Origin of the sequence: Stenotrophomonas sp. HMSC10F06, assembly GCF_001807865.1 — a bacterium.
Taxonomy (GTDB): Bacteria; Pseudomonadota; Gammaproteobacteria; order Xanthomonadales; family Xanthomonadaceae; genus Stenotrophomonas; species Stenotrophomonas bentonitica_A.
Genome location: NZ_KV791299.1, coordinates 100,676 through 127,174, shown reverse-complemented (window position 1 = coordinate 127,174; position 26,499 = coordinate 100,676). Strand labels below are relative to the sequence as shown.

Genomic DNA, 26,499 nt, shown 5'->3' with positions numbered 1-26,499 from the left:
TTGTTCCCTGCCTTGGAGTGCTTCCCATGAAATCCCGTGCCGCCGTTGCCTTCGCCGCTGGCGAACCGTTGAAGATCGTCGAGATCGATGTCGCGCCGCCGCAGAAGGGCGAAGTGCTGGTCAAGATCACCCACACCGGTGTCTGCCATACCGATGCGTTCACGCTGTCCGGCGATGATCCGGAAGGTCTGTTCCCGGCGGTGCTCGGCCATGAAGGCGCGGGCATCGTGGTCGAAGTGGGCGAGGGCGTCACCAGCGTCAAGCCGGGCGACCACGTGATCCCGCTGTACACCGCCGAGTGTGGTGAGTGCCTGTTCTGCCAGAGCGGAAAGACCAACCTGTGCGTGGCCGTGCGCGCCACCCAGGGCAAGGGCGTGATGCCCGATGGCACTACCCGCTTCAGCTACAACGGCGAGCCGATCTACCACTACATGGGCTGCTCCACCTTCAGTGAGTACACCGTGGTGGCCGAAGTCTCGCTGGCCAAGATCAATCCGGAAGCCAACCCGGAACACGTCTGCCTGCTCGGCTGCGGCGTGACCACCGGCATCGGCGCGGTGCACAACACCGCCAAGGTGCAGGAAGGCGATTCGGTGGCGGTGTTCGGGCTGGGCGGCATCGGCCTGGCGGTGATCCAGGGCGCGCGCCAGGCCAAGGCCGGCCGCATCTTCGCGATCGATACCAACCCCTCCAAGTTCGAATTGGCCAAGCAGTTCGGTGCGACCGATTGCATCAACCCGAAGGACCATGACAAGCCGATCCAGCAGGTCATCGTGGAGATGACCACGTGGGGCGTGGACCATACGTTTGAATGCATCGGCAACGTCAACGTGATGCGCGCCGCGCTGGAATGCGCGCACCGTGGCTGGGGCCAGTCGGTGGTGATCGGTGTGGCCGGCTCGGGCCAGGAAATCTCGACCCGTCCGTTCCAGCTGGTTACCGGCCGCTCGTGGAAGGGCACCGCCTTCGGTGGTGTCAAGGGCCGCAGCCAGCTGCCGGGCATGGTCGAAGACGCCATGAAGGGCGATATCGAACTGGCGCCGTTCGTGACCCACACGATGGGCCTGGACGAGATCAACGATGCGTTCGACCTGATGCACGAAGGCAAGTCGATCCGCTCGGTCGTGCATTTCTGAGCTACCACGGGCGGCGCGCGATCCGCGCCGCCCCTACGGAGAATCCCCATGGAACGCATCGAACACCGCGCCGCCTCCGGCGGTTGGCAGGACGTGTACCGCCATGCCTCGCAGGTGCTGGGCTGCGAGATGAATGTCGCCGTCTACCTGCCGCCGCAGGCGGCCACGCAGAAGCTGCCGGTGCTGTACTGGCTGAGCGGGCTGACCTGCAACGAACAGAACTTCATTACCAAGGCCGGCGCGCAGCGCTATGCCGCCGAGCACGGCGTGATCCTGGTTGCGCCGGACACCAGCCCGCGCGGCGATGACGTCGCCGATGCCGAAGGCTACGACCTGGGCAAGGGCGCTGGTTTCTATCTGAACGCCACCGAGCAGCCGTGGGCGGCGCACTACCGCATGTACGACTACGTGGTGGACGAACTGCCGGCCCTGATCGACGCGCATTTCCCGACCACAGGCGCGCGCAGCATCAGCGGCCACTCGATGGGGGGCCACGGTGCGCTGGTGATCGCATTGAAGAATCCCGGCCGCTACAAAAGCGTGTCGGCGTTTTCGCCGATCGTCGCGCCGACGCGCGTGCCGTGGGGCCAGAAAGCGTTCACTGCCTACCTGGGCGAGGACCGCGCCAGCTGGGCGGCCTGGGATGCCAGCGAACTGGTGGCCACGGCCACCGAGCGCCTGCCATTGCTGGTCGACCAGGGCGGTGGCGATGAGTTCCTCGACAACCAGCTGCAGCCGCAATGGCTGCAGGCCGCCTGCACGGCGGCCGGTCATCCGCTGACGCTGCGCCTGCAGCCCGGTTACGACCACAGCTATTACTTCATCAGCAGCTTCATCGGCGAGCACATCGCGCACCACGCCAAGGCGCTGTACGCCTGAGGCACACCGGTGGACCCGCCGCTGGGCGGCGGCGACACGCGCCGAACCGGGCCGGGCAAGGGGACCCGGCACGGCCCGGGAGCGCGTGCCTGGGCGTGGCGCCTTACTCGGCGTGCCCCGCTCAGGCCTCGCCGCCGCGCACTTCCACCAGCACCGGGCACGGCGCATGGTCCACCGTCCATTGCCCGACCGAGCGATCCAGCAGGCGCTCCAGCCGCGACAGGTGGCGGTGGCCGATGACGATCAGGTCGCAGCCGTGCTGGCGGGCATGGTCGCAGATCACCTGCGCCGGTTCGCCGGCCGGGTGATGCCCGAGGCCATCGATGCCGCGCTCGCGCAGGCGGCCCAGCGCGTTGGAAAGCAGCTGTTCGGCCTGGTGGACCTGGGCGTCGGCGGCCGGATACTCGGCGTGCTCGGCACGGGGTGCGTCGTCGGCCAGCGCGAAGGCCGGGTCCAGCACGCACAGCAGGTGCAGGCGCGAGACAGGGCCGGCCAATGAGGCCGCCAGCTCCAGTACCTGCGCATGCTGGGGGCCGCCATCCAGGGCAACGAGGATCTTGGTGAACATCGGCATTCTCGGAAGAGGGGCCGCTAGGGTCGCCTACTGCCCGCACTGGACCCATGCCGTGTGCCGCAGGCGAGTAGTGCGTGCAACGCACGAATAGGGGGTTTGGATTGCAGTAAAGTCACCGCCACACGTTGAAGGTGATACTGCCGTGACCATGCCCGATCTGAACCTGCTCATCGCCCTGGATGCCCTGATCGAGGAGGGCAGCGTCGTGGGTGCGGCGCGGCGGATGAACCTCAGTGCCCCAGCGATGAGCCGCACCCTGGGCCGCATCCGCGAGGCGCTCGGCGATCCGGTGCTGGTCCGTGCCGGCCGCGGGCTGGCCCCGACCCCGCGCGCGCTGCAGCTGCGCGAGCAGGTGCGTGGGGTGATCGAGCAGGCACACCTGGTGTTCAACGCCGGCCGCGAGGTCGACATGATGACGCTGGAGCGCACCTTCAGCATCCGCGCCAATGATGTGTTCGTCGGCACCTACGGTGGGCGGATGCGCGAACTGTTCAAGGCGCAGGCGCCGTGTTCGGTGCTGCGCTTCGTCCCCGAGGGCGATGGCGATGACGACGCAATGGAGCAGGGCCGGATCGATCTGCACATCAGCGCCGCCGGCAAACTCAGTGCCGATACCAAGGTGCAGAACCTGTTCAGCACCTCGTTCTTCGGTGCCGCGCACGAGGCCCACCCGATCTTTGCCGGGGAGATCACCGCCGAGCGCTTCGTGGCCTTCGACCACATTGCCGTATCGCGGCGTGGCCGTTGGTATGGCCCGATCGATGAGGATCTGGAGGCGCTGGGCCTGAGCCGGCGGGTCGCGCAGATCATGCCGACCTTCCACTCGGCGATCTTCGCCGCAGCCGATTCGGACCTGATCCTGCCGCAGATGCCCAGCGTGATGCTGGCCCGGCTGGAACGCCTCGGGGTTCCGCTGCGCCTGTTCGAGCTGCCGATTCCGGTGCGTAGCGCGATTGTCGTGCAGGCATGGCATCCCCGCCTGGACAGCGACCTGGCGCATCGCTGGCTGCGCCGCAGCATCAAGGCGATGTGCGACGCGGAGCCCACGCAGGCCTGACCGGCAACGGCCAGGTCCACCCGCAAGGCGACCGGCGAGGCGTGCGCGTGACGCACGCCAGCGATGGCCGACGCAGCATTTTTCGCAACATCGGCCCTGCCTAGACTGCCGCTCCCCGTCGTGGAGTGGCCCCATGTCCCTGTTGTTCCCACTGCCCCATCCGCCCGCCGGCGGTGCACGATGACTGCCGTGCCCGCGCCGCTGCCGATGGCGCCTGCTGCACCGGCTGCACTGCCGGCGCAGACGGCGTTCGGCCTGCGCCTGGTGGTCGGCCTGTGCGGTGTGTTGTTGGCCGTGCTGATCTCGGGCATCAACGAAAACGTCACGAAGGTAGCGCTGGCCGACATCCGGGGTGCGATGGGCTTCAGCGTCGATGACGGCAGCTGGATCATCGCGCTGTACACGGCGATGTCGGTCAGTGCGATGGCGTTCGCACCGTGGTGTGCGGTGACCTTCTCGCTGCGCCGCTTTGCGATGGTGATGATCGGTGCCTTCATGGTGCTGGGCGTGGTGTGCCCGTTCGCGCCGGACCTGCCCTCGTTCCTGATCCTGCGTGCGCTGCAGGGCCTGGCCGGTGGGGCGCTGCCGCCGCTGCTGATGAGCGTGGCGCTGCGTTTCCTGCCGCCGGGCATCAAGCTGTACGGCCTGGCCGGTTACGCGCTGACCGCGACCTTCGGGCCGAGCCTGGGCACGCCGATGGCGGCCCTGTGGGTGGAGTTCGTGGGCTGGCAGTGGGCGTTCTGGCAGATCGTGCCGTGGTGCCTGGCCGCGCTGGGCATGGTGGCCTGGGGGCTGCCACAGGATCCACTGCGTCTTGAACGGTTCGCGCAGTTCAACGGTGTCGGCCTGGCACTCGGGTTTCCGGCGCTGGTGATGCTGGTGATCGGGCTGGTGCAGGGCCCGCGCCTGGATTGGTTCGCCTCGCCGTTGATCTGCCTGCTGCTCGGTGGCGGCAGCGGACTGCTGGCGTTGTTCCTCTACAACGAATGGTCGCACCCGCTGCCGTTCTTCAAGCTGCAGTTGCTGGCCAACCGCAATCTGACCTACGCCCTGATCACGCTGGGTGGCGTGCTGTTCGTGCTGCTGGCGGTGATCATGATTCCCTCCAGCTTCCTTGCCAAAGTGCAGGGGTACCGACCGCTGCAGACCGCGCCGATGCTGCTGTGGGTCGCGCTGCCGCAGCTGATTGCATTGCCGCTGGTGGCCACCCTGCTCAACCAGCGCCGGGTGGACAGCCGCTGGGTGCAGGCGATCGGCCTGGGCCTGCTGGCACTGGCCTGCGGCCTCGGTGCGCAGCTGACCACCGAGTGGCACCGCGACAACTTCGCATGGCTGCAGGTGATCCAGATCATCGCCCAGCCGATGGCGGTGCTGCCGTTGCTGCTGCTGGCCACCGGCAGCCTGGCGCCGACCGATGGCCCGTTCGCCTCGGCGTGGTTCAACACGGTCAAAGGGTTCGCCGCGGTGCTTGCCGGTGGCGTACTCGAGGCGGTCACCACCGTGCGCAGCCACCTGCATTCGACCGTGCTGGTCGACCGGATCGGCAACGCGCCCTGGCTCGACGCCAGCACCGCGCCAGGGCTGGGTGCTCGCCTGCATGCGCAGGTGGTGGCGCTGACCTCGGCCGATCTCTATCTCATCGTGGCGTGGGTGGCGGTGGCGCTGATCGCGCTGATTCCGTGGTTGCCCACACGCATCCATCCGCCACGTGCCGTGGCTTGAATCCTAGGAACTCCCCCGTGTCCCTGCATCGCAACTCCGTTCCCTTCGTCATCGCCGCCGGCCTGCTGCTGTTCGCTGGCGGTGTCTGGTGGCTGCTGCGCGACGGCCGCCATCAAACCACCAACAATGCCTATGTCACCGCGGACTTCACCGTGGTCGCGCCGAAGATCGCTGGCTTCGTCAGCGAGGTGCGCGTTCAGGACAACCAGAGAGTCAAGGCGGGCGATGTGCTCGCACGCATCGATGACCGCGACTACCAGGTCGCGCTGGCCACGGCCCGGGCGGATCTTGCCAATGCGCGGGCGCAACTGGCCAGCGCGCAGGCCGCACTGGCGCAGCAGGGCTCGGTGATCGACCAGGCCCAGGCCGGTGTGGATGTCAGTCGCGCCGAACTCCGTCTCGCCCAGGCCGATCAACGCCGTTACCAGGCCTTGGCCAGTGATGGCGCAGGCACCGTGCAGAACGCGCAGCAGGCGCAGTCGCGCCAGGCCGTGGCCGGTGCGCACCTGCAGCAGGGCACCGCTGCCGTACTCAATGCGCGCCAACGCATCGCGCTGCTGAGCGCCAGCGTGCAGTCCGCGCAGGCCGCCGTGCAGCGGGCTGAAGCCGCGCAGGCCCGAGCCGAACTGGATCTGTCGCACACCGAGCTGCGTGCGCCGATCGATGGCATGGTCGGCCGCCGCGCCGTACGCGTGGGGGCTTACCTTACCCCGGGCACGCCGGTGCTCGCGGTGGTGCCGCTGCAGCAGGCATTCGTCGTCGCCAACTTCCAGGAAACGCAGATGACGCGCATGCACGCCGGACAGCGCGTAGACGTGCAGGTGGATGTGTTCCCCGGCCAGTCGCTGCACGGCCGGATCGACAGCATCGCCCCGGCAACCGGGGTGACCTTCGCCGCGATCGCGCCGGAGAACGCGACCGGCAACTTCACCAAGGTGGTGCAGCGGATACCCGTGAAGATCGTGCTCGACGAAGGCCAGCCGCTGGCCGGCCAGCTGCGCGCGGGTATGTCGGTGGAGGCGCGCGTGGATCTGGACAGCGGCGGGCGTGGGCTGCCGGGGGAGGGCGCATGATGCGCCGGCAGACGGTGCGCCTGATGGCAGGCAGCGCGCTGTGCACCGCACTGGCGGCCTGCACCCTCGGCCCGGACTTCGTGCGGCCCCAGGCAAGCCTGCCCGCGCAGTGGGAGGGTGGCGTGATCACCTCGGCGGCCTTCGCTGATGACGCGGCGTGGTGGAACGGCTTCGAGGATCCGCTGCTGGTGGCGCTGGCGAGCCAGGCCATGCGCGCCAATCTGGATGTGCAGCTGGCGGCCAACCGCGTCGCGCAGAGCCGCGCGCTGCGCCGGAGCAGCGCCGCCGACCGCGTCCCGGCCGTCGGCGCGACGGTCGGCGCCACCCGTGCGCGCAACAGCGAAGTGGGTTTGAACGATCCGTCCGGCAATGCCGGGCGCGAGGACTACGGGCTGTTCCAGGCCGGTATCGGCCTTGGGTGGGAACTGGATCTATGGGGGCGTGTGCGCCGCCAGGTCGAGATCGCCGATGCCCGCGTGCAGATCGCCAACGAAGACTGGCACGCGGTGCAGACCGCGGTGATGGCCGAAACCGCCCGTACGTACCTGCAACTGCGTGCCACGCGACAGTTGCTGACCATCACCGAGGACAATCTGCACATCGCACGCGACGTGCAGCGGCTGACCCTGGCCCGCCAGCAGCAGGGCGTGGCGACCACGCTGCAGGTCGCCAGCGCGGCCGCGCAGGTGGCCGCGCTGGAGGCGCGGCTGGCGCCGCTGCAGCACCGGCAATCGCAGCTGCGCAATGCATTGGCCATGCTGTTGGCACGTTCGCCACGGGCCTTGGATGAACAGTTGGACGCGGCGCGGCATGACTGGCCGGCGCTGCCGGCACTGGCAACCGGCCTGCCCAGCGATCTGGTCAAACGCCGCCCGGACATCCGCCGCGCCGAAGCGGCGCTGCACGCGGCGACGGCTGGCATCGGCGTGGCCAAGACCAGCTTCCTGCCACGCATCACCCTCACTGGCGATGCCGGTTTTCAGGCCAGGCAGCTCGACGACCTGGACGGGTGGAATGCACATCGCTTCAGCATCGGCCCGGCGATCAGTCTGCCGATCTTCCAGGGCGGCCGGCTCAAGGCGAACCTGGCCCTGAGCCGGTTGCAGGAACGCCAGGCCGGGCTGCAGTTCCAGAAGACCGTGCTGCAGGCCTGGCACGAGGTGGACGATGCGATCGGCGGCTACGGCGCAGAGCAGCAGCGTGGGCAGGCGCTGCAGGTGGCGGTGCAGGAAAGTGAGCGTGCGTTGGCGGCGGCGCGTCGTCAGTACCAAGCCGGGGTGATCGATATGCTCGACGTGCTGACCACCCAGCGCATCGCGCTGGACAACCAGGCAGCGCTGGCTGACAGCCAGGCGGCGGCTGCGATCGCACGGGTGGATCTGTATCGCGCGCTGGGTGGCGGCTGGCGCGAGGTGGAGGAAGGCGTGACCCGCGCTGGCAGCGCACCGGCTGCCAGCGGGGCGGGCAACGCCGATCAACGCACGTTGCGCAGTTCCCAGTGACTGCCGGCCAGCATGCGCAGGCGCTGCTTGAACACCTCGCTGTCGATGCTGGTGGTGGCGCACAGGTTGATGCGCAGATCATCCTGCGCGCCGGTCACGGTCGCGGCCGGATCGGTCGCGCCCCACTGCGGATCGACCGCATCGGGATCGTCCTGCTTGGCGCGCCAACGGTCGAACAGCACCGTGGTGCGCAGGGCGTTCTCGAGTTCTTCGGCCAGCCCGGCCGCACCCTGGGCGCGGAAGGACAGGTCCGGATCGTTGCCGCGCGCCTTGGCCGGATCCGGCAAGCTGATGTCGTAACTAACTGGCATGGTTACCTCCATTGAATGCGGCAAGGCTGGCAGAGACGCGGTGGAATCCGCGTGCAGAACCGGCGGCCGTGCCCGGCTCGTGGCATGGCCGCTGCAGGGCTGGCCAGTGTGCTCAGCCGCTGAAGACATGCGGGCCGTCGGCGAAGCCGATCGTTACCGCGCCCTTGCCCACGTTGACCATCCCGGTCAGGCTCATGACCGCCTCGAACACATCCACGCCCTGCGCCTGGCAGGTCTCACGCAGCGCGGCATAACCGGGCAGGGCCCGCAGGTCGGCCAGCTCGCCGCCGTAGCTGATGCACACCGTGGGCGTCATCAGGCCGGCCTTGACCCGTTGCCCGACGAAATCGAACAGCTTCTGCACGGCGTTGTCGAAGCCCTTGATCTTGGCCACCGGCCCGGTCTCGCCGCGGTAGCCATGCAGCACCGGCTTGATGTCCAGCGCACTGCCCAGCGCGGCGCTGATCAGCCCCACGCTGCGATCGCCCTTGTGACGTGCGCGGGCGCGCATGTAGTACAGATCGCGGGTGATCATGTAGCCGTGCACGTTGTGCGCCAGCAGTTCCAGCCGTTCGCGGATCTGCTGCACGCTCGCGCCGCTGTCGCGCAGGCGCACCGCTTCCACCGCGGTCACGCCCTGTGCGGCGAACAGGTTCTGGGTATCGAGCACGCGCAGCGCGAACGGTGAGTTGAACCCTGCCGCCTGCCGTACCGGCTTGTAGTCGTTGAGGATCGCGAAGCTCGCCTGCATCGCGTTATCATGGATCGGGCTGCGGGTCTTGGTGATCGTCATGCAGAAGACATGGTCGTAGTCGATCACCAGTTTGCCCAGGAACAGGTCCCGGATCTGGTTGACGGTGAACGGAATGGTCTCCGCCTCGGCGCCGTGCTCGGCTACGTGGGCATGCAGGAAACTCAGCGTGGCCTGTTCGTCGCGATGGTCGGCCAGCATGGCTTCGCCGATGCGGACGGTGATCGGCAGCAGCACGATGTTGTGTTGTTCAATGAAATCCTGCGGCAGATCGCACGCAGAGTCGACCACGATTCCGATGCGCATCCTGTGCCCCTCCGGCAGGTTGTAGGTTCGGAAACGTGAACGCTATCGCAAAACGGCTCGGCTTGCCTGACCGGGGAGAGGGGCCGGGCGTCAGCGGCTGCGTTCCACCGCTACCGGCAGGTCCTTGATCCGGGCCCACTCCCCCTGCTCAAGCAGGCCCGGGTCGGCCAGCACCGCCTGCATCAGGGGGTGGGCGTCGTTGCCCCAGAACAGTTCGCTGCCGATCGCCAGCGTCGGCACGCCGAATACCCCCGCGGCCAGCGCGGCATCCGTGTTGCGCCGCAGTTCCTCTTTGACCGACGGTGCGCCGATCGCCGCGGCGATATCGGCGATGTCCAGCATCGCGCCGGGCAGGGCGAGCGCGGCGGCACTGTCGCCGGCGTGGCCATCGCGCCAGATCCAGTTGAACAGGATCTCGACCGCCTCGTGGCTGGCACCGGCGGCCAGGCACAGACGCAGCGCCGCCAGCGGGTTGAACGGATGGCCCGGCGGAAAGCGCAGTGTCACCCCGGCGCTGCGCGCCTGCCACAACGCCTGCCGGTAGGTGAACACCCGCTTGGCCGGAATCTCGGCCGGGCCCAGGTTGCCCAGGTGATGCAGTACCGCGCCCAAGGCGATCGGCACCGGGGCGATGCTCTTGAACTGCGGCAACGCCTTGAGCTGTTGCCAGTGCAGATAGGCGAACGGTGAGACGAAATCGAAGTACCAGCGCAGGGCCATGATCGGGTGCTCACGTTGCAGGACGACAGGGGTGCGCAAACAGGGCCGCCGCAGGCAGCGGCCCTGTGGCTCAGCGCGAGTATGCGCGTGGTTCGCTCGACGCCGGGGCCTGGTAGCGGTCGCGCAGTTCGGTCTGGCGTGAACGCATCGGCATCGCGCGGCCCCCCAGCCAGACCTGCTCTGCATAGTGGCCGACATCCAGCGGATCGCCCTCCCACAGCACCAGGTCGGCCAGCTTGCCGGGCTCGAGGGTGCCGAGGCGGTCGCCGACGCCCAGCGCCTGTGCCGGGACCCGGGTCAGGCCAGCCAGGCCATCCCCCCAGGGCAGCCCGTTGGCGACCGCATTGCCGGCCAGCTGGCGCATCTTGCGCGCGTTGTGCGAGGCATCGTCGCGCTGGGCGAAGCTGACCGGCACGCCGGCCGCCTGCAGGCGTGCGGCGTTCTGCAGGGTCGCGCCGAGTTGATCGAAGCTGGTCGGCAGGTTGCCCAGCCCATCCACGAACACCGGCACGCCGGCCTGGGCCAGCTGCGGAGCCAGGCGCCACGCCTCGGCCCCGCCGGCGATGGCGATCCTGACCTTCTCGCGGCCGGCCCAGCGCAGCAGCTGGCGGATGTCGGCGGCGCGGTCGACCTGCACCACGATCCGCCCCTGGCCGGCCAGGTAACGCGCCAACGTGGCGCGCCCGGCCGGTGTCAGCAGGGCATGCGGCGAATCGGCCGGAACGCGGCCCCGTGCTTCGCTGACCATCTGCTCGAGCAGCATCCACTGCGCGGCGCGCGAGGTGCCGGTCAGCTCCGCACCGGACGCGCCGAGACGAATGAACAACGCCTGCGGGCCGACCGGATCGGCACTGCCGTCCAGCCGCACCACCCCGCCCTGGCCGGCGATGAAGCCGCCGCCGGTATTCGCCCCGAGCAGGGTGAAGCCGATGCCGTCCAGCCGCGCGACCGGGATCAGCACCGAGTCCGGATTGAAGGCCAGGGTCACGTCGAATTCCGGGCGCAGCGGCTGGTCGTCCAGTTTCAGCGTGCTGTCCACCGTGGCTGACTCCCCGGAGACTTCTTCGATGCCGATATCGGTGATGCCGCCGAACAGCGCCGGGGTCAGTGGCTTGCCCGCCGCCTCGACCACGGCCACGCCGACCGGCGCCGACAGGCCCGGACCGACGGCGCGGATCACGCCGCCCTGGACCAGCACGTCGCTGTGCTCCAGGCTGCCGCGCGCGGCGGCGGTATGCACGGTGGCATTTCGGATCAGCAGATCCTGCGCGAACACGGATGTCGCCACGCAGGTACCGGCAAGCAACAGCAGTGCGCGCGGCAGCAGGCGCATCGCGACGCGGCGGCTCATGGGCGCGCCTCCTGGCCAAGCATGAAGTCCGACAGCGGCTGCCGCCTCACGTCCTGGCGGTCATAGACCTGGTGGCCATCGACGTAGACTTTCTCGGCCAGCGCATAGGAGCTGAAAGGACTGCCGTTCCACACCACCACATCGCCCATCTTGCCGGCCTCCAGGCTGCCGGTCTGCGTTTCCACGCCGAGCGAGCGCGCTGCGTTGGAGGTCAGCCACATCATGGCCCGCTCCGGGGCGATCTCGATGCCGGCACGACGTGCGTTGGCGATCACCTTGGCCGCCTCCTGGTTCAAGCGCTGGATGCCCTCGGGCGAATCGGAATGCACGATCGCGCAGCTGTTGGCCGGGCGGTCGACCAGCGCGATGTTCTCCTGGATGCCATCGAAGGCTTCCATCTTGAAGCCCCACCAGTCGGCCCACAGCGCACCGCACACGCCTTCCTCGGCGAGCCGGTCGGCCAGCTTGTAGGCCTCCACCGCGTGATGGAAGGCGGCGATCTTGAAGCCGAACTCCTTGGAGAGATCCAGCATCGTGGCCATCTCATCGGCGCGGTAGCAGTGGATGTGCACGCGGATGTCGCCCTGGATCGCGCCGGCCAGCGTGTCCAGCTTGAGGTCGCGCTTGCCGCCGCTGTCGCCGGCACTGTCGCCCTTGTCGTCACCGCTGAACCAGCGCTTCTTCTTCGGCTGTTTCGGGGTGTTCTTGGCGATGTACTCGCTGGCATCGATGAAGGCTGCACGGTAACCGGCGACATTGCCCATGCGCGTGCCCGGGGCGGTGCCCTTGCCACCGTAGACACGCTTGGGGTTTTCGCCGCAGGCCATCTTCAGGCCCCACGGCGCACCGGGGAACTTCATGGACTGGTAGGTCGTCGCGGGTACGTTCTTCAAGGTCACGCCGCGGCCGCCGACCAGGTTGGCCGAGCCGGGCAGTACCTGCATCGAGGTCACGCCGCCGGCCAGTGCCGCGGCAAAGCCGGGATCCTGCGGCCATACCGAGTGCTCGGCCCAGACATTGGCGGTGACCGGGGCAGTCATCTCGTTGCCATCGCTGTGCGCGCTGACGCCCGGGCTGGGATACACGCCCAGGTGCGAGTGCACATCGATGATGCCCGGAGTGACCCACTTGCCCTGGCCATCGACACGCACCGCATCGGCCGGTGCCGTCAGGCCGGTACCCACCGCCGCGATGCGGCCGTCGCGCAGCAGCACATCGGCGTTGTCCAGGCGCACGCCGGTGCCGGTGAGCACAGTGGCATTGCTGATCAACACCGGTGCCGAGGCGATCGGCACATAGGTGCTGGGGTAGGGATCCTGGAGGAAACGCGACGCGGCGGGCGCCGGCGCGGACACGATCGACATCAACGCCAGGCCAACGCCGACGCTCAACAACTTCTGCATGGTTCTCCCCGAAGCCGCATGGACACAATGGCTCGACGCTAGCCGGGAGCGGGGCGCCTTGCCAAGTGACATTTTGCATATTTTTATCAAATGGGACCTAGCATCGTTATGAGAAACAATTGTGAACTTTCCATGAATTTTTCGGGTACGCTCAGGTCGGCATCGGCGTGATCGATGCGGTTCCAGACGCGTTGCTGATCCTCCCGTTCCAGATTCCGACACTCGAACCAGATCAAGGAAGTTCTCAGTACATGACCCTGCACTCCCTGTCCCGCGCGGCGTCCCGCCGTCCTTCGCCGTCCCTGCTGGCCTCGGCCATCACCGGCACCCTGCTTGCCGCCATCGCCGTTCCGGCGCTGGCCAGCCCCACCACCGATGTCCTGCAGCGTTACCAGCAGCAGCGCGCAGAGCAGTCCGTCGCGTTCGCGCGTGATCTGCACAGCGCTTCGCTGGCGGCGACCTTTGTTGCGCCGACCGGCGCCAACGACCAGACCGTTTCCTTCACGAGCCCGCGCACCAGCGCCGAGGCCGCCGGCCCCATTCTGGGCAAGCCGGGTGATGTGGAAAGCTGGCATAGCGATGAGTTCAATGCCGACTGGGGTCTGGCCGCGATGGGGGCCGATTACGCGTATGCGCGCGGCCTTACCGGTCAGGGCGTGCGCCTGGGCGTGTTCGATTCGGGCTCTGCCCTTGCCCACGACGAATTCGCCGGACGCAACACCTCCAGTATCTCCATCGGCAACGGCGGCTGCGCCGACCCGAGCATCGTGGCGGGCGAAGGCGCCTGCGGCAGTACCCGCGGCGACCAGCCCGGGTACAACTACTACGGTCTGGGTCCCGGCGTGCCTCCAGCGCTTGCTGATCGACTGATCGCGGCGGGCCAGCCGTACGGCTTCAGCTACGCCGACCATGGCACGCACGTGTTGGGTACCGTTGGCGCCAACCGCGATGGCACCGGGATGCATGGCGTGGCCTTTGGCGCCAACCTGACCGCTGCCCGCGTCTTTGGCGACACGTATTACGAGTGGCGCCTGGATCCTGACAACTTCTACCGGCCGCGTGCGCTGTATCGCACTGACCCGGACGATGCAGCAACGCTGGACATGTATGCACAGGCCGAGGCACAGGGCGTGCGCGTGCTCAATCACAGTTGGGGTATCTCGACCCGCCATGCCACGGTGGCCAGTCTGGACGCGCAGTACGCAGCGATCGGCGCGGACTATGGTGTTTACGGCAGCATTTACGGTGATACCGAGGGTGCACCGGGTTCCAAGCTGATCCAGGTGTGGTCGGCAGGCAACTCGGCCGGGGGGATGGCCGGCATCACGGCGGCATTGCCGCGCTGGAACCCGGAGATCGAGCCGTACTGGCTGGCCGTCGCGAATGTCCGCCTCCCCACCGCAGGGGAAACGGACTACGTCATTGATGCCAGTTCCAGCATCTGCGGTGCTTCGGCCAACTGGTGCCTGTCCGCACCGGGCACCAACATCGCCAGCACGATCGTGGCCGGCGAGATCAACGGTCGCATGGAGCTGACCGAGGATTACCTGCGTTTTCTCATCGAAAGCGAAAGTCCTGAATACACCTACGGCTACAAGACCGGCACATCGATGGCGGCACCGCACATCACCGGTGCGCTCGGTCTGCTGATGGAGCGCTTCCCGTACCTGGACAACGCACAGGTACGCGATGTGTTGTTGACCACGGCACGCGACCTGGGCGCGCCCGGCGTCGACGCGATCTACGGCTGGGGCATGGTCGATCTGAAGACCGCCATCGAAGGCTACGGCCTGCTGCGCGTGGACACCGACGTGGTCATGAACCAGAAGGCCGGTGGCCTGAAGGTGTGGGAAGGCGATGCGTGGGACGACTGGACCAATGACATCGGCGGCCCGGGCAAGCTGACCAAGTCCGGCATCGGCTGGCTGCGCCTGAGCGGTGACAACAGCTTCAACGGCGCCATCGTGCGCGACGGCGTGCTGGAACTGGACGGTGCCAATGCACTGACCGCTTCGGTCGATGTGCAGGGCGGCCAGTTCCTGCTCAACGGCAGCCTGGTGTCCACCACGCTCAACAGCCTGGGGGGCAGCAGCGTGATCTCCACCACGGGCGTGCTCGATGGCTCGGCACTCAACGTGACCGGCGGCTCGGTCACCTTCAACGGCCTGCAGCAGGCCGGCGACACCACGGTCGGCAGCGGCGGCAGCTTCGTGCTCAATGGCCGGCTGGTCGACAGCTCGCTGACCTCGGCGGGTGCCACCCGCGTCGATGCCGGGGCCCTGCTGGACGGCTCGGACCTGTTCGTCACCGCCGGCACCGTGTCCTTCAACGGCGTGCAGCAGGATGGCGCGACGGTGGTCGGTGCCAAGGGCACCTTGAAGGGCGTCGGCACGCTGGGCAGCACCCGCGTGGAAGGCATCATCGCCCCGGGCAACTCGATCGGCACGCTGACCGTCAACGGCGATTACGTGCAGACCGCCACCGGCATCTATCAGGCCGAGCTGGCGCCGGGCAGCCGCAGCGATCTGCTGCGCGTCTCCGGTACGGCTACGCTGGGCGGCACGCTGAAGGCGCTGCCGGAAGCCGGCGTGTACTACCTCGGCGAGCAGTTCAACTTCCTGCAGGCCGCCGGTGGCATCAACGGTCAGTTCGCCACGACCGACTTCTCGGCCTTCTCGCCGTTCCTGAAGTTCAGCCTGGGCTACAGCGCCAATGGGCTGCGCATCGACGTCGCCCGCGGCAACGCGCTGGCCAGCGCTGCGGTCACGCCGAACCAGATCGCCGTGGCCACCAGCGCCGATGGCCTGGCCATCACCCAGGGCCTGCCCAGGCCGCTGACCCAGCTGTTCCCGGCCCAGGTCGGTGCAGCACTGGATGCGCTGAGTGGTGAACTCCACGCCGCCACGCCGATGGCGCTGGTGGAAAGCAGCCGCTACCTGCGTGATGCGGCCCTGAGCCGTGCGGTCGGCGTGCGTTCGCCGGGTGCCGCGGATGAGGCTGCCGGTGGTGCATGGGTGCAGGCGATCGGGGGCAGCGGCAAGCTCGATGGCGATGCCAACGCTGCGCGCACCGATTCCAACAGCAACGGGTTGCTGGTCGGCGCCGATCATGTGTTCGGTGGTGGCTGGCAGGTCGGTGGGCTGGTCGGTACCGGCCGTACCGACATCAAGCAGGCCGCGGGTCGCGGCGCCCGGTCGGAGATCGACAACACCCACTTCGGTGCCTATGTGGGCAACCAGTGGGGGGCATTTGGCCTGCGCGCCGGTCTGGGCTATTCCCGCCATGACGTGGACAGCAAGCGTCAGCTGACGTTTGCCGGCTACCAGGACGCACTGTCGGCCAAGTACGACGCCACCACCCGCCAGGGCTTCATCGAGGGCGCGTACCGCTTCGGTGGTCGCGAGGCCGGGCTGGAGCCGTACCTGCAGTTCGCCCGGGTCGAGGTGGATGTGGACGGCATCACCGAGCAGGGGGGCGCTGCGGCACTGCACGGCCAGGTCGCCGACACCCGCACCAACGTGGCGACCGCCGGCGTTCGGTTCGACAAGGGCCTGAAGACCTCGTGGCAGCAGGAAAGCTGGCTGCATGTCCGCGGTGGCGTCGGCTACCGCCGTGCCTCCGGCGACCGCAGCCAGGTCGCCGATCTGGCCTGGACCGGCGGCAGCAGCTTCGCGGTCAGCGGTGCGGCGATTGCCGACAACGCCGTGGTCGCCGAGCTGGGCCTGTCGGCCTGGTTGAGCCCGCGCAACCAGCTGGAGCTGGGCTACAACGGCACCTTCGGTGACGACGCCCGCGACCGCAGCGTCACCGCGCGCTGGTCCGTGCAGTTCTGATCCAGCGGTACCGGTAAACGGGAAAAGGCGGCCATGGGCCGCCTTTTTCTTGCCCACGGCCGCCAGGTCGCGATCGCCACTTGCGCCGCTGTCATCCAAGGTGGAAGGTTCAAGCAGGTGGGCAACCCGCGCCCGCAGAGAACCGGACAGTCACAAGGAGGTGTCGATGAAGGTAACCGAAGGCTTTGATCGCAGGCATGCCAGGCACTACTACCTGGTGCTGGTCCTGCTGGCGTTCGCGTCTGGCCTGATGCTGGTGGCCGGCTTCGTGGAGCATTCGCCCAGCGGGCTACCCAACGAGGTGCGCATCGTCCTCGCCGCCCTCTCCCTGTTGTCGTGCACTGCCAGCTACCTGGCCATCAAGCGGATCCAGCACCCCTTTCTGTTGGTTGGCATGTCCTCCATCGCCTTTGCGGCGTCGCTGTGGGGCTTTGGTGCGCCCATGGCGCTGGTCCTGCTGCTGGCCATACCGGCCGCCCTTCTTTCGCTGGCCTCGCTCATCCTCCACGGCAAGGCCGATGGGATCGACCACCCGGATTGAGTGCCCACCCTCGAGGCCACGGGGCGGGTCTCGCAGAATTGTCGCCTGTCGTTCGTTGGATCCATCATGAAAACCAAGCAGGACATCGTTGAAAACTGGCTACCGCGCTACACCGGCGTGCCATTGGAACACTTCGGCCAGCACATCCTGCTGACCAATTTCGGTGGCTACCTGCATACCTTTTCCCAGCTCACCGGGGCGCCCATCCAGGGCGCGGACCGGCCGATGGCCAGCGTCACCAGCGACGACATCACCCTGATCAACTTCGGCATGGGCAGCCCCAACGCGGCCATCATCATGGACCTGCTGTCGGCGGTGATGCCCAAGGCCGTACTGTTCCTGGGCAAGTGCGGCGGGCTCAAGCGCAAGAACCAGCTGGGTGACCTGATCCTGCCGATCGCCGCGATCCGTGGCGAGGGCACCTCCAGCGATTACCTGCCACCGGAAGTCCCGGCCCTGCCGGCCTTTGCCCTCCAGCGGGCGGTCTCGACCATGGTCCGCGACCTCGGCCACGACTACTGGACCGGGACCGTCTACACGACCAACCGCCGGGTCTGGGAGCACGATGATGCCTTCAAGGAAAAGCTGCGGGTGATGCGCTGCATGGCCATCGACATGGAGACGGCAACCCTGTTCGCCGCCGGCTTTGCCAACCACATCCCGATCGGGGCCTTGCTGTTGGTGTCCGACCAGCCGATGATTCCCGACGGCGTGAAGACCGAGGTCTCCGATGCCAAGGTCAGCTCACAGTTCGTCGAGAACCATATCCAGATCGGTATCGAGGCACTTAAGCTGATACGGCGCAACGGCAAGTCGGTCCGCCACCTGCGTTTTGACGAGTAACGGCAATGGAACGGATGGGCGTCTTGGGGCGGGCCATTCACAGGGGTAGTAAATGGACGTGGCGGCACAAGTAGTGGAGTTCTGGCGCGACGCCGGACCGCAGAAGTGGTTCGCGCGCGATGACGCGTTCGATGCGCGGTTTCGCCAGCAGTTCCAGGACGCGCATTTCGCCGCCGCCCGGCGTGCCCGCGAGCATTGGCTCAGCAGTGCCGATGGCGCGCTGGCACTGATGATCCTGCTCGACCAGTTCCCGCGCAACTGCTTCCGCGATACGGCCCATTCCTACGCCACCGATGGCCTGGCGCGTCATTACGCCATGCGCGCGGTGGAAGAAGGCCTGGACCTGCAGCTGGTACCCAAGCTGCGGGCCTTCATCTATCTGCCGTTCGAGCACTCCGAGGATCCGCAGGACCAGGAACGCTCGGTGGCGATGTTCGATGCGCTCGGCGACAAGGAATACCTGCAGTACGCCGAACTGCACCGCGACATCATCCGCCGGTTCGGCCGCTTCCCGCACCGCAATGCGGTGCTGGGCCGGATGCCGACGCCGGAGGAACTGGATTACCTGGCCGAAGGCGGGTTTGCGGGATAACCGATGGACGCCCGTGCGCCACGCACAAAAAACGCCGGCATTGCCGGCGTTTTTCGTATCGCGCTACGTGCTGAAGATCAGTACTTCGGCACGCCGTTGTCCACCTCGTTCGACCAGGCATCGATGCCGCCGGTGATGTTGGACACCTTGGTGAAGCCCAGGGCACGGAACTGCTCGGCGGCCTGTGCGCTGCGGCCACCGTGATGGCACAGGAAGGCCAGCGCGGTGTCCTTGGGCAGGGCTTCCAGGCGGGCGCGGTTGTCGCCGTCGAACGTTTCGAACGGGGCGTTGATCGCCGCGATCGCACGCTCGTCGGCCGGGCGCACGTCGACCACGGTGATGCTGCCGGCACGCAGCTGGTCGTCGGCGTCGCGCACGCTCAGTTCCTGCACCGCCTTGGGGGCGTTCGGGTTGTCGATCGCCAGGCCCTTGCCGCGGATGTCGTCCACCCAGTCGATGGTGATGCCTTCGGCACGACGGGCGCTGGCCAGGTCGAACTGCACGCGCAGGCCGTTGGACTCGGCGGCGATCGCGTTGTCGTCGTGCGGGGCCAGCTGGAAGTTCGGCTGGAAGCGCGCGTCGATGCCCAGCTGCAGCGCAGCACCCGGGGAATCGGCCAGCGCGCCGCGCAGCATTTCCACGGCGGCCGGGGTCACGGTGATGCGCGGCGGGGTGCGGTCCGGGGCGGCAAGCCCAAGCACGCTGCTCAGCTCACCGCTGCCGGCCATCTGCAGGATGATGTCGCTGCCACCGATCAGCTCGCCATCGATGTACAGCTGCGGGATGGTCGGCCACTCGCCGTAGGCCTTGATGCCTTCGCGGATCTCCGCGTCGGCCAGCACGTTGACGTGGTCGAACTCCACGCCGAGGTCCTGCAGGGCGCCGACGGCCTTGGCCGAGAAACCGCACTGCGGCATGCTCGGCTGACCCTTCATGAACAGCACGACGCGGTTGGCGTTGAGAATGGATTCGATGCGCGAGCGCAGGGCGGGATCAAGGGACATGACGGTCGGGGTCCGGATATGCGAACCGCCTATTCTACGCGGCATGGCATCATGGGGCATGACCGTACCGGAAACGTTGTATCGCATTCCCCGGCGCCCCTGGCGCTGGCTGCCGTGGCTGGTGCTGTCGCAGGTGCTGGTGGTGCTCGCCTGGGTCGCCTGGGGCTGGCGCTGTGGGCTGCCGCTGATGGTGGCGTCCCATGCCCTGTTCATGGTGCCGGTGTTCCTGCCCAACAGCCCCTTCTATGCCCCGGTGCTCAGCCGCCTGCCCGGCCAGGCGCGCAAGGTCTGGCTGACCATCGATGATGGGCCGTCGGAAGAAACCCCGGCGGTGCTCGAGCTGCTGGACCGTTACGAGGCTAAGGCGACCTTCTTCCTGGTCGGTGAACGCGCGCAGGCGCGGCCGGAGCTGGTGCAGGCGATGCTGGCCCGCGGGCACAGCCTGGGCAACCACAGCCACAGCCACCCGCAGACCCGCTTCTGGCGGCTGGGGCGGCAGGCCATGGCGGAGGAAATCGCGCTGTGCCAGCAGGCCCTCACCGCGATCGCCGGCACGCCGCCGCGCTGGTACCGCTCGGTGGTGGGGATGACCAATCCGTTCGTGGCCCCTGCATTGAAGCAGTGGCAGCTGACCCGGGTCGGCTGGAGCGCCCGTGGTTTCGACGGTGTCGATTGCACGCCCGGCCAGGTGGTCGAGCGGATCACCCGTGATCTGGCGCCCGGCAGCATCGTGCTGCTGCATGAGGGTGCCGCGCATGGCCACAACCTGGCCATCATCGAAGCGGTGCTGCAGGCGGTGCAGGCGCGTGGCCTGCATGCCGGCCTGCCGGACTGACGCCAGACCGGGGACCGGCGCAGGCCGGGCTCAGCTCAGCGAGCCGATGACCATCAGCAGCACCACGCCGAGCATGCTGCCGATCGAGAACACCAGGCCGAGCACGGCGAACACGCGGCGGCGGTCCGCCTGCAATGCACCGGCCACGCCCAGGCCGAAGGCCACCAGCTGCATCAGGGCGGTGAGCATCAGGCCAAGACCGACCAGGATCGCCGACATCGAGGTTTCTTCCATGCCGCCTGGCGTCGTGGTCTCGATGATGCCGGCGATGACGACCAGGCCCAGCATCAACACGGCGCCGCACACGGCGGTAATGAACGCGGCAATACCCATGCCGGAATGAGGGGTGTGCATCAGGGCTCCTTGTCGATGCGGTGGAACGGACGGTGTCAGTGGGCCAGGGCGGGCGTGGTCGGGGTCGTGGCGCCTGCGGGCGGGTGCGACGCATGCCACTGGTCGCTGATCCAGCCCCCGAGCGAGAGCTGGGCGATCAGCAGGCCCAGGGTCACCAGCAGCGCGATGATGCCGAACAGGCGGCGCCGGCGGGGTTGCAGCACGCTGCCCAGGCCGAGCAAAAGGGCCAGGATCGCCAGGCCGACGCTGCTGCCCAGCAGTGCGGCCAGCGACCATGGCAGCTCGCGCATCGCCGCGTGTTCGGGCGCATGGGCGTAATGCATGCTCAGCAGCAGCATCACCAGGCCCACGCCACTGACGATCAGCGCGGCGATGCCAAGCGCGGAATGTCGGGTCTGTCGAGGCATGGGCGGCTCCGTGCCGGAAGGGGGGCGCGAGTATGCGCGCGTGCGGCCGGTGGCGCGAGCCACGTCGGTCAAGCGACGCGCGCCCGATCGCCGACGATCAGCCAGTTGTTGAACGGGGTGTTGCCATACAGCGGTGTCATCCGCAGCTGCAGCCCGGCCCGCTCCAGGGGGGCGCGCAGGCTCCCGGCATCGGGGTAATGGCGTGGCCGCGTGCCCATCCACCCGACCAGGTGCGCGAGCATGTCGGTGATGCGCGTGGTGCGATCGCGGCCACTGTTGTCGGCCAGCACAGTGCGGATCACCAGCCGCGCACCGGGCGCCACGCGTGCGGCGGCCTCGTGCAGCAACCGGGTCTGGGCCGCGGCGGGCAGGTACTGCAACACGTCCAGCAGCGCGACGTTGCCGTGGTGTGCGGGCAGGGCGGCGCTGGCATCCACGCAGGTGAACCGGGCGTGCGGCAGCGCGGCGCGTGCGCTGGCCCGCTCTGCGCGGGCCACTTTGTCGGCGTCGATATCCAGGCCGTGGTACGCCAGCGCACTGCCGTGCTGGTGCAGCACGTGGGCCAGCAGGCCCAAACCGCAGCCGATATCCAGCAAGGGCGCGGCAGGAGCATCCTCCAGCGCGGCGAGCACCCCGGGATACAGCGGATCGCTGCCAAGTTTGCCGCGGCTGTAGTAGTAATCGCGGCGGTTGCCGAAGCGCTGTGCCGGCAGGAACGCCGTGGCGATCCGGCGGGCCTGTTCCCTGGCCAGCGGCAGCGTGGCCTCGCTCAGCGGCTGGGCTCCGCCCACAGCACGCGCGTTACTTCAAACGCGCGCTGGTGCCACAGCGTGTACATCGCCGCGGAGGGGTGCAGGCCATCGTCGGCCAGCATCACCGTCTCGCCCCCCCATTGGCGGCTCAGGTCGGTGATGTCGACAAACGCTACATCGTGCTCGGCGCAGATCGCTGCCGCCGCCGCGTTGTAGGCATCCAGTTCCTGCCCGATCTGCACGCGGTCTCGCCCGGATGCCACGGCATACGGGGTCACGCCCCAGTCGGGGATCGAGAGCACCAGCACCCGCGCGGCACGGTCACCGGCGAAGGCGAGCGCGCGCTGCAGCAGCGCGGTGAAGCGCGGGCGGTACTCGTCCACGCTGCGCCCACGGTATTGATCATTGACCCCGATCAACAGGCTCACCAGCTCGAACGGCCCCTGCGGTGCGCCTGCATCGATACCGGCCTCGAGCTCGTCGGTGGTCCAGCCGGTGGTGGCGATGATCCTGGGATCGTCCACCGCCACGCCGATATCGCGCAGGGCGGCGGCCAACTGCATCGGCCAGCGCCCGGCGGGGTCAACGCCTTCGCCGATCGTGTAGGAATCGCCCAGGGCCAGGTACGGCAGGCCCATCAGGCCACCGCGCTGCGCGGCTTGAGCGGCACCACCTTGGTGTTGGCCTCGGCACGCCGTGCCAGGGCGCGATCGATGCGCGCGAACACATCACGCATGACCTCCGGCTCGGGCAGCAGGGTCACACGGAAGTGGTGGCGGTAGGGCACGTTGAAGCTCGAGCCCGGGACCACCAGCACGCCTTCCTCGTTCATCAGTTCCAGCGCGAAATCATGGTCGTCGAAGCTGCGCGCCGCCGCACCGACCACCGCCGGGAACGCATACAGCGCACCGGCCGGGGCCACCAGCGACAGGTGCTCGCTGGCATTGCAGGCCTCGATCACTGCGCGGCGGGTTTCATACAGGCGGCCACCGGGCGCGCACAGCGGCGAGATCGTGTCCGGCCCGTTGACCGCCGCATCGATGGCGTACTGGCCCGGCACGTTGGCGCACAGGCGCAGCGCACTGAGCAGATCCATCGCTGCACGGAACTCGCCCAGCCGCTCGGCCGCACCGGACAGCATCGCCCAGCCCACGCGCCAGCCGCAGGCGCGATGCACCTTGCTCAGGCCGCTGAAGGTGATGCACGGGTGGTCGCCCGCCAGTGGTGCGACGGCATGGAACTGCGCGTCGTCGTAGAGGATCTGGTCGTAGATCTCATCGACCATCAACAGCAGGTTGTGCTTGGCTGCGATGGCGACGATGCGCTCCAGCAGCTCACGCGAGTAGCTGGCGCCGCTGGGGTTGTTCGGGTTGATCAGCACGATCGCGCGGGTGCGCGAGGACACCAGCGCCTCGATCTCGACCGGGTCGGGCTGGAAGCCGTTCTCCGGCGCGCAGCGGTAATAGACCGGGCGGCCATCGTTGAGGATGGTCGCGGCCGACCACAAGGGGTAATCGGGCGAGGGCACCAGCACTTCGTCGCCCGGGTTGAGCAGGGCGCGCAATGACAGGTCGATCAACTCGCTGACGCCGTTGCCGATGAATACCCGGTCCGGGTGCGCATCGGGTGCGCCGCGCCGGGCGTACGCGGCGGCGATGGCTTCGCGCGCCTCCGGCAGCCCCTGCTGGTGGGTATAGGGATCGGTGCGGCCCATGTCGTCGGCGATCGCGCGCTGCAGGTGCTCCGGCGCACGGAACCCGAAATTGCCCGGGTTACCGATGTTGAGCTTGATCAGCTTGCGGCCCTGGGCCTCCAGCTCCCGCGCTCGTCGCGCCAGTTCGCCCCGGATCTCGTAGCGGACTTCGGACAGGCGCTCGCGGGTGGCGAGCGGCTTCAGCGGAGGCGTGGACATGAACGGGCCGTCATTCAGGCATGGAAACCGCATGGTAGCGGAATTGTTGCGTTGCAGGGCAAGCGTTTCCGGCCGCATTCCCTGCGCTGGCAAGGCGGTTTCAACTGAAAGGATTTCCACGGGTCGACCCCAGCGCCGGCCCATCGCGGCGACGCCCGGCCGCCACACCCTTTAGAATGGGCACGATGAGCGAACCCACTGATTACCGTGCCCTGCAGACCATCGGCTGGCCCTGGCCGGGCGGCCCTGAACTGCCGGCCTGGCAGGCCCTGTTCGAGCAGTTCCCGCAGGCGCGCCCGGGCCGGGTGATCGAGCAGCATCGCACCGGCTACATCGTGTCCGATGCACCTGACGCGGCGATCAAGACCGAGTCGCCGCCGGAGTGGCAGCGCCCACGCTTCCCCAGCCACGAGCGCGCAGCGGTGGGCGACTGGGTGCTGCTGGAGGGAATCAAGATCGTGGCCCTGCTGCCGCGGCGCACCGCGATCAAGCGTGGCGCGGCCGGCGAGCATTACCACCAGCAGGTCATCGCGGCCAACATCGATACGGTGTTCATCGTCTGTGGCCTGGATGCGGACTTCAATCCGCGCCGGATCGAACGCTACCTGCTGCTGGTCGGCGGGGGCGGCGCGCAGCCGGTGGTGGTGCTGACCAAGGCCGACCAGACCGAATACAGCCAGGACGCCCTGGACGTGCTGGAAGAACTGGCCGCGCAGAACATCCCGCTGCTGGCCATCAACGGCAAGGACCCGGCCAGTGCCTCGGCCCTGCTGCCGTGGCTGGCCGCCGGCCAGACCGTGGTGCTGGTGGGATCTTCCGGGGCCGGCAAGTCGACCCTGACCAATACGCTGCTGGGCGAGGAGCGGATGAAGACCGCCGATGTGCGCGTCAACGACTCGCGCGGGCGCCACACCACCACCCACCGCGCGCTGATCCCGCTGCCGGCCGGCGCCTGCCTGATCGATACCCCCGGCATGCGCGAACTCAAGCCGACCGGTGAGGAGGCCCTGAGCGAAGGTGGCTTCTCCGACGTGGAAGCCCTGTCGGCGCAATGCCGCTTCCGCGACTGCGCCCACCAGCGTGAGCCGGGCTGCGCGATCCGCGCGGCCATCGAGGACGGCACGTTGGATGAAGAGCGCCTGCTCAACTACTTCAAGCTGAAAGAAGAAGTGGCCGCCGCCGCTGCCAAGCTGGCCGTGCGCCAGGCGCAGCAGGCGATCGAACGCAAGCACGTGGGCAAGGGCGCCCAGTGGCGCCCGGGCGGTAAGGGCGGCCGGCGATAGCTTTTGCTACTGTCCGTCCATGGACACGCCAATGACCGTGGATCGTGACGTTGCCCACCACACCGCGCTCGATGCCCAACTGGTCGAGGCGGTGGGCGGGATCAAACTGCTGGGATTGACCAGCTGGCCGGCCGCGCTGCAGGCCCCGTTCCTGGCCAGCGTCGCCCGCGGCCAGCCGGTGCTGCCGCAGGTCGATTACCCCCGGCTCGATTTCAGCGATACCCGCCACCGGCTGGCTGCGATCAGCGCCCAATGCGATCCCGACCATCCCATCGGCCTGTATGTGCAGCGCTCGGCGCACAGCTGGGACCAGGCCGCCGGCCTGCTCGAATCGCTGGGCACCGCCGAGGTCGACCGTTATTCGGTGGAGTTGTTCGGCGCGCCGGAGCAGCCATTGCCAGGCAATGGACCCAGTACCCGCGATGCTGCCCGCCACTTCATCCAGATCGCGCAGGAGCTGGACCACGAACTGCTCGCACCCGAAGAGCAGGTGCCGGTCTCGGCCACTGCGCTGCAGCTGCAGTTGCAGAGTGATCTGGATGCGTTCTTCGAGTCGCGCATCATCACCGTGCAGCTGGACCCGGAGCTGATTTCCAAGGCCGCCGCCGGCCCCAACCGGATCCGCCTGCGCACCAGTGCCCGCTTCAGCGCCTATGACCGCGCGCAGCTGTTCCACCATGAAGCACTGGTGCACTCGCTGACCGCACTCAACGGACGCGAGCAGCCGCACCTGCCCAGCCTGGCGCTGTCGTCGCCGCGGGTCACCGCGACCCAGGAGGGGCTGGCCACGTTCGCCGAACAGATCACCGGCAGCATCGACATCGAGCGCCTCAAGCGCATCAGCCTGCGTACCGAAGCCATCGCGATGGCACGCGAGGGCGCCGATTTCATCGAGGTGTTCCGCTATTTCTGCGCGGCGGGGCAGAACAACGAAGAGAGCTTTGCCTCGGCCCAGCGCGTGTTCCGCGGCGTGCCGCCGAGCGGCGGCGCAGCCTTCACCAAGGACACCGTGTACCTGCGCGGGCTGGTCTCGGTGCACACCTTCTTCCGCCACATGCTGGCCGAGGACCGCCTGCAGGTCTGCCGCTGGTTGTTTGCCGGCAAGATGTCGCTGACCGATGCGATCGCGTTTGCGCCGCTGTTCGAAGAGGGCATCCTGCGCCCGCCGCGCTGGCTCCCGCACTGGGTCAGCCGCGCGAATGGGCTGGCCGGCATGCTCGCCTTCTCGCTGTTCGCCAACCGCATCCGCATGGACCAGCTCGCCCCCGAGTAGTGCCGGCCGCTGGCCGGCAAGCTCGCGCGCCTTCCACATGCACTCAGTGCGTTAATGAGCACTGCATCGCAATTCATCTGCGATG

Annotated in this window: 25 protein-coding genes; 13 read left to right on the top strand and 12 right to left on the bottom strand. The window is 68.0% G+C overall.

What is annotated here, in order from left to right:
• The first annotated feature begins 26 nt into the window (after positions 1 to 26).
• Both HMPREF3113_RS14810 and fghA read left to right on the top strand, forming a co-directional pair.
• Complete coding sequence (locus HMPREF3113_RS14810; protein WP_019183748.1) at positions 27 to 1,136, top strand: S-(hydroxymethyl)glutathione dehydrogenase/class III alcohol dehydrogenase; 1,110 nt, start codon at positions 27 to 29, stop codon at positions 1,134 to 1,136.
• Positions 1,137 to 1,184: 48 nt separating this feature from the next.
• Positions 1,185 to 2,015, top strand: coding sequence for an S-formylglutathione hydrolase (fghA, locus tag HMPREF3113_RS14805; protein ID WP_070473655.1), 831 nt, complete (start codon positions 1,185 to 1,187; stop codon positions 2,013 to 2,015).
• A 121-nt stretch (positions 2,016 to 2,136) separates the two neighbouring features.
• Here fghA and HMPREF3113_RS14800 read toward each other — a convergent pair whose 3' ends face one another.
• Positions 2,137 to 2,583, bottom strand: a complete 447-nt coding sequence (locus HMPREF3113_RS14800) for a universal stress protein (RefSeq protein ID WP_070473653.1) — start codon at positions 2,581 to 2,583, stop codon at positions 2,137 to 2,139.
• A gap of 148 nt (positions 2,584 to 2,731) precedes the next feature.
• On the opposite strand from HMPREF3113_RS14800, the gene HMPREF3113_RS14795 reads away from it, so the two are divergent.
• The 4 genes from HMPREF3113_RS14795 to HMPREF3113_RS14780 all read left to right on the top strand — a co-directional run bounded on the left by HMPREF3113_RS14795 (position 2,732) and on the right by HMPREF3113_RS14780 (position 7,943).
• Positions 2,732 to 3,646: a LysR family transcriptional regulator gene (locus tag HMPREF3113_RS14795; protein ID WP_046273490.1), complete on the top strand. Its 915-nt coding sequence runs from the start codon at positions 2,732 to 2,734 to the stop codon at positions 3,644 to 3,646.
• A gap of 207 nt (positions 3,647 to 3,853) precedes the next feature.
• On the top strand, positions 3,854 to 5,368 hold the full coding sequence (locus HMPREF3113_RS14790) for an MFS transporter (protein ID WP_139146383.1): 1,515 nt from the start codon (positions 3,854 to 3,856) through the stop codon (positions 5,366 to 5,368).
• 17 nt (positions 5,369 to 5,385) lie between these two features.
• Positions 5,386 to 6,441 carry an HlyD family secretion protein gene (locus HMPREF3113_RS14785; RefSeq protein WP_070473650.1) on the top strand — a complete coding sequence of 352 codons (1,056 nt, stop codon included), beginning with the start codon at positions 5,386 to 5,388 and terminating at the stop codon, positions 6,439 to 6,441.
• Positions 6,441 to 7,943, top strand: coding sequence for an efflux transporter outer membrane subunit (locus HMPREF3113_RS14780; RefSeq protein WP_254665304.1), 1,503 nt, complete (start codon positions 6,441 to 6,443; stop codon positions 7,941 to 7,943). The genes HMPREF3113_RS14785 and HMPREF3113_RS14780 overlap by 1 nt, the downstream gene beginning before the upstream one ends.
• Here HMPREF3113_RS14780 and HMPREF3113_RS14775 read toward each other — a convergent pair.
• From HMPREF3113_RS14775 to HMPREF3113_RS14755, 5 genes are all read right to left on the bottom strand, one after another.
• Positions 7,916 to 8,254 carry a hypothetical protein gene (locus tag HMPREF3113_RS14775; RefSeq protein WP_026069862.1) on the bottom strand — a complete coding sequence of 113 codons (339 nt, stop codon included), beginning with the start codon at positions 8,252 to 8,254 and terminating at the stop codon, positions 7,916 to 7,918. The two genes, HMPREF3113_RS14780 and HMPREF3113_RS14775, sit on opposite strands and share 28 nt — an antisense overlap.
• A 112-nt stretch (positions 8,255 to 8,366) precedes the next feature.
• Positions 8,367 to 9,311, bottom strand: coding sequence for a DegV family protein (locus tag HMPREF3113_RS14770; protein ID WP_046273496.1), 945 nt, complete (start codon positions 9,309 to 9,311; stop codon positions 8,367 to 8,369).
• Positions 9,312 to 9,401: 90 nt separating this feature from the next.
• On the bottom strand, positions 9,402 to 10,034 hold the full coding sequence (locus HMPREF3113_RS14765; protein WP_139146382.1) for a 2-hydroxychromene-2-carboxylate isomerase: 633 nt from the start codon (positions 10,032 to 10,034) through the stop codon (positions 9,402 to 9,404).
• Positions 10,035 to 10,101: 67 nt separating this feature from the next.
• Positions 10,102 to 11,364, bottom strand: coding sequence for an amidohydrolase family protein (locus HMPREF3113_RS14760; RefSeq protein ID WP_254665305.1), 1,263 nt, complete (start codon positions 11,362 to 11,364; stop codon positions 10,102 to 10,104).
• A gap of 14 nt (positions 11,365 to 11,378) precedes the next feature.
• A complete protein-coding gene (locus HMPREF3113_RS14755; protein WP_070473643.1) occupies positions 11,379 to 12,785 on the bottom strand; it encodes an amidohydrolase in 1,407 nt (468 codons plus the stop codon).
• Between the two features lie 251 nt (positions 12,786 to 13,036).
• On the opposite strand from HMPREF3113_RS14755, the gene HMPREF3113_RS14750 reads away from it, so the two are divergent.
• From HMPREF3113_RS14750 to HMPREF3113_RS14735, 4 genes are all read left to right on the top strand, one after another.
• Positions 13,037 to 16,618, top strand: a complete 3,582-nt coding sequence (locus tag HMPREF3113_RS14750) for an autotransporter domain-containing protein (RefSeq protein WP_070473641.1) — start codon at positions 13,037 to 13,039, stop codon at positions 16,616 to 16,618.
• 166 nt (positions 16,619 to 16,784) lie between these two features.
• The gene (locus tag HMPREF3113_RS14745; RefSeq protein ID WP_070473639.1) at positions 16,785 to 17,159 is read left to right on the top strand and encodes a hypothetical protein; all 375 of its coding nucleotides are present in this window, start codon (positions 16,785 to 16,787) and stop codon (positions 17,157 to 17,159) included.
• A gap of 66 nt (positions 17,160 to 17,225) precedes the next feature.
• Positions 17,226 to 18,002 (top strand): AMP nucleosidase, encoded by a 777-nt coding sequence (locus HMPREF3113_RS14740; protein ID WP_070473636.1) that lies wholly within the window; start codon positions 17,226 to 17,228, stop codon positions 18,000 to 18,002.
• A 52-nt stretch (positions 18,003 to 18,054) separates the two neighbouring features.
• Positions 18,055 to 18,594 (top strand): DUF924 family protein, encoded by a 540-nt coding sequence (locus HMPREF3113_RS14735; RefSeq protein ID WP_019183764.1) that lies wholly within the window; start codon positions 18,055 to 18,057, stop codon positions 18,592 to 18,594.
• Between the two features lie 77 nt (positions 18,595 to 18,671).
• On the opposite strand, the gene grxD is transcribed toward HMPREF3113_RS14735, so the two are convergent.
• Complete coding sequence (gene grxD, locus HMPREF3113_RS14730) at positions 18,672 to 19,598, bottom strand: Grx4 family monothiol glutaredoxin (protein WP_046273500.1); 927 nt, start codon at positions 19,596 to 19,598, stop codon at positions 18,672 to 18,674.
• A 58-nt stretch (positions 19,599 to 19,656) separates the two neighbouring features.
• Here grxD and HMPREF3113_RS14725 point away from each other — a divergent pair, with 58 nt between their 5' ends.
• On the top strand, positions 19,657 to 20,433 hold the full coding sequence (locus HMPREF3113_RS14725; protein ID WP_070473634.1) for a polysaccharide deacetylase family protein: 777 nt from the start codon (positions 19,657 to 19,659) through the stop codon (positions 20,431 to 20,433).
• Between the two features lie 30 nt (positions 20,434 to 20,463).
• On the opposite strand, the gene HMPREF3113_RS14720 is transcribed toward HMPREF3113_RS14725, so the two are convergent.
• The 5 genes from HMPREF3113_RS14720 to HMPREF3113_RS14700 all read right to left on the bottom strand — a co-directional run bounded on the left by HMPREF3113_RS14720 (position 20,464) and on the right by HMPREF3113_RS14700 (position 23,858).
• Positions 20,464 to 20,787 (bottom strand): hypothetical protein, encoded by a 324-nt coding sequence (locus HMPREF3113_RS14720; RefSeq protein WP_046273502.1) that lies wholly within the window; start codon positions 20,785 to 20,787, stop codon positions 20,464 to 20,466.
• Positions 20,788 to 20,822: 35 nt separating this feature from the next.
• Positions 20,823 to 21,194 carry a hypothetical protein gene (locus HMPREF3113_RS14715; protein WP_046273503.1) on the bottom strand — a complete coding sequence of 124 codons (372 nt, stop codon included), beginning with the start codon at positions 21,192 to 21,194 and terminating at the stop codon, positions 20,823 to 20,825.
• Between the two features lie 68 nt (positions 21,195 to 21,262).
• Entirely contained in the window at positions 21,263 to 21,946 is a 684-nt protein-coding gene (locus HMPREF3113_RS14710) for a class I SAM-dependent methyltransferase (RefSeq protein ID WP_046273529.1), read from the bottom strand.
• A gap of 17 nt (positions 21,947 to 21,963) precedes the next feature.
• The gene (locus HMPREF3113_RS14705; RefSeq protein WP_070473633.1) at positions 21,964 to 22,584 is read right to left on the bottom strand and encodes an SGNH/GDSL hydrolase family protein; all 621 of its coding nucleotides are present in this window, start codon (positions 22,582 to 22,584) and stop codon (positions 21,964 to 21,966) included.
• The gene (locus HMPREF3113_RS14700) at positions 22,584 to 23,858 is read right to left on the bottom strand and encodes a pyridoxal phosphate-dependent aminotransferase (RefSeq protein WP_070473632.1); all 1,275 of its coding nucleotides are present in this window, start codon (positions 23,856 to 23,858) and stop codon (positions 22,584 to 22,586) included. The genes HMPREF3113_RS14705 and HMPREF3113_RS14700 overlap by 1 nt, the downstream gene beginning before the upstream one ends.
• A gap of 176 nt (positions 23,859 to 24,034) precedes the next feature.
• Between HMPREF3113_RS14700 and rsgA the strand changes: the two genes are divergently transcribed.
• Both rsgA and HMPREF3113_RS14690 read left to right on the top strand, forming a co-directional pair.
• Complete coding sequence (gene rsgA / locus HMPREF3113_RS14695) at positions 24,035 to 25,141, top strand: ribosome small subunit-dependent GTPase A (RefSeq protein ID WP_019183772.1); 1,107 nt, start codon at positions 24,035 to 24,037, stop codon at positions 25,139 to 25,141.
• A gap of 19 nt (positions 25,142 to 25,160) precedes the next feature.
• The gene (locus tag HMPREF3113_RS14690) at positions 25,161 to 26,414 is read left to right on the top strand and encodes a flavohemoglobin expression-modulating QEGLA motif protein (RefSeq protein ID WP_026069868.1); all 1,254 of its coding nucleotides are present in this window, start codon (positions 25,161 to 25,163) and stop codon (positions 26,412 to 26,414) included.
• Positions 26,415 to 26,499 lie beyond the last annotated feature (85 nt).

What these genes read in the sequence shown, in the direction of transcription:
- HMPREF3113_RS14810 (WP_019183748.1), top strand. Translation starts at nt 27, where the DNA reads ATGAAATCCCGTGCCGCCGTTGCCTTCGCCGCTGGCGAACCGTTGAAG.
- fghA (WP_070473655.1), top strand. Translation starts at nt 1,185, where the DNA reads ATGGAACGCATCGAACACCGCGCCGCCTCCGGCGGTTGGCAGGACGTG.
- HMPREF3113_RS14800 (WP_070473653.1), bottom strand. Translation starts at nt 2,583, where the DNA reads ATGTTCACCAAGATCCTCGTTGCCCTGGATGGCGGCCCCCAGCATGCG.
- HMPREF3113_RS14790 (WP_139146383.1), top strand. Translation starts at nt 3,854, where the DNA reads ATGGCGCCTGCTGCACCGGCTGCACTGCCGGCGCAGACGGCGTTCGGC.
- HMPREF3113_RS14780 (WP_254665304.1), top strand. Translation starts at nt 6,441, where the DNA reads ATGCGCCGGCAGACGGTGCGCCTGATGGCAGGCAGCGCGCTGTGCACC.
- HMPREF3113_RS14775 (WP_026069862.1), bottom strand. Translation starts at nt 8,254, where the DNA reads ATGCCAGTTAGTTACGACATCAGCTTGCCGGATCCGGCCAAGGCGCGC.
- HMPREF3113_RS14770 (WP_046273496.1), bottom strand. Translation starts at nt 9,311, where the DNA reads ATGCGCATCGGAATCGTGGTCGACTCTGCGTGCGATCTGCCGCAGGAT.
- HMPREF3113_RS14760 (WP_254665305.1), bottom strand. Translation starts at nt 11,364, where the DNA reads ATGCGCCTGCTGCCGCGCGCACTGCTGTTGCTTGCCGGTACCTGCGTG.
- HMPREF3113_RS14755 (WP_070473643.1), bottom strand. Translation starts at nt 12,785, where the DNA reads ATGCAGAAGTTGTTGAGCGTCGGCGTTGGCCTGGCGTTGATGTCGATC.
- HMPREF3113_RS14750 (WP_070473641.1), top strand. Translation starts at nt 13,037, where the DNA reads ATGACCCTGCACTCCCTGTCCCGCGCGGCGTCCCGCCGTCCTTCGCCG.
- HMPREF3113_RS14745 (WP_070473639.1), top strand. Translation starts at nt 16,785, where the DNA reads ATGAAGGTAACCGAAGGCTTTGATCGCAGGCATGCCAGGCACTACTAC.
- HMPREF3113_RS14740 (WP_070473636.1), top strand. Translation starts at nt 17,226, where the DNA reads ATGAAAACCAAGCAGGACATCGTTGAAAACTGGCTACCGCGCTACACC.
- HMPREF3113_RS14735 (WP_019183764.1), top strand. Translation starts at nt 18,055, where the DNA reads ATGGACGTGGCGGCACAAGTAGTGGAGTTCTGGCGCGACGCCGGACCG.
- grxD (WP_046273500.1), bottom strand. Translation starts at nt 19,598, where the DNA reads ATGTCCCTTGATCCCGCCCTGCGCTCGCGCATCGAATCCATTCTCAAC.
- HMPREF3113_RS14725 (WP_070473634.1), top strand. Translation starts at nt 19,657, where the DNA reads ATGACCGTACCGGAAACGTTGTATCGCATTCCCCGGCGCCCCTGGCGC.
- HMPREF3113_RS14720 (WP_046273502.1), bottom strand. Translation starts at nt 20,787, where the DNA reads ATGCACACCCCTCATTCCGGCATGGGTATTGCCGCGTTCATTACCGCC.
- HMPREF3113_RS14715 (WP_046273503.1), bottom strand. Translation starts at nt 21,194, where the DNA reads ATGCCTCGACAGACCCGACATTCCGCGCTTGGCATCGCCGCGCTGATC.
- HMPREF3113_RS14705 (WP_070473633.1), bottom strand. Translation starts at nt 22,584, where the DNA reads ATGGGCCTGCCGTACCTGGCCCTGGGCGATTCCTACACGATCGGCGAA.
- HMPREF3113_RS14700 (WP_070473632.1), bottom strand. Translation starts at nt 23,858, where the DNA reads ATGTCCACGCCTCCGCTGAAGCCGCTCGCCACCCGCGAGCGCCTGTCC.
- rsgA (WP_019183772.1), top strand. Translation starts at nt 24,035, where the DNA reads ATGGGCACGATGAGCGAACCCACTGATTACCGTGCCCTGCAGACCATC.
- HMPREF3113_RS14690 (WP_026069868.1), top strand. Translation starts at nt 25,161, where the DNA reads ATGGACACGCCAATGACCGTGGATCGTGACGTTGCCCACCACACCGCG.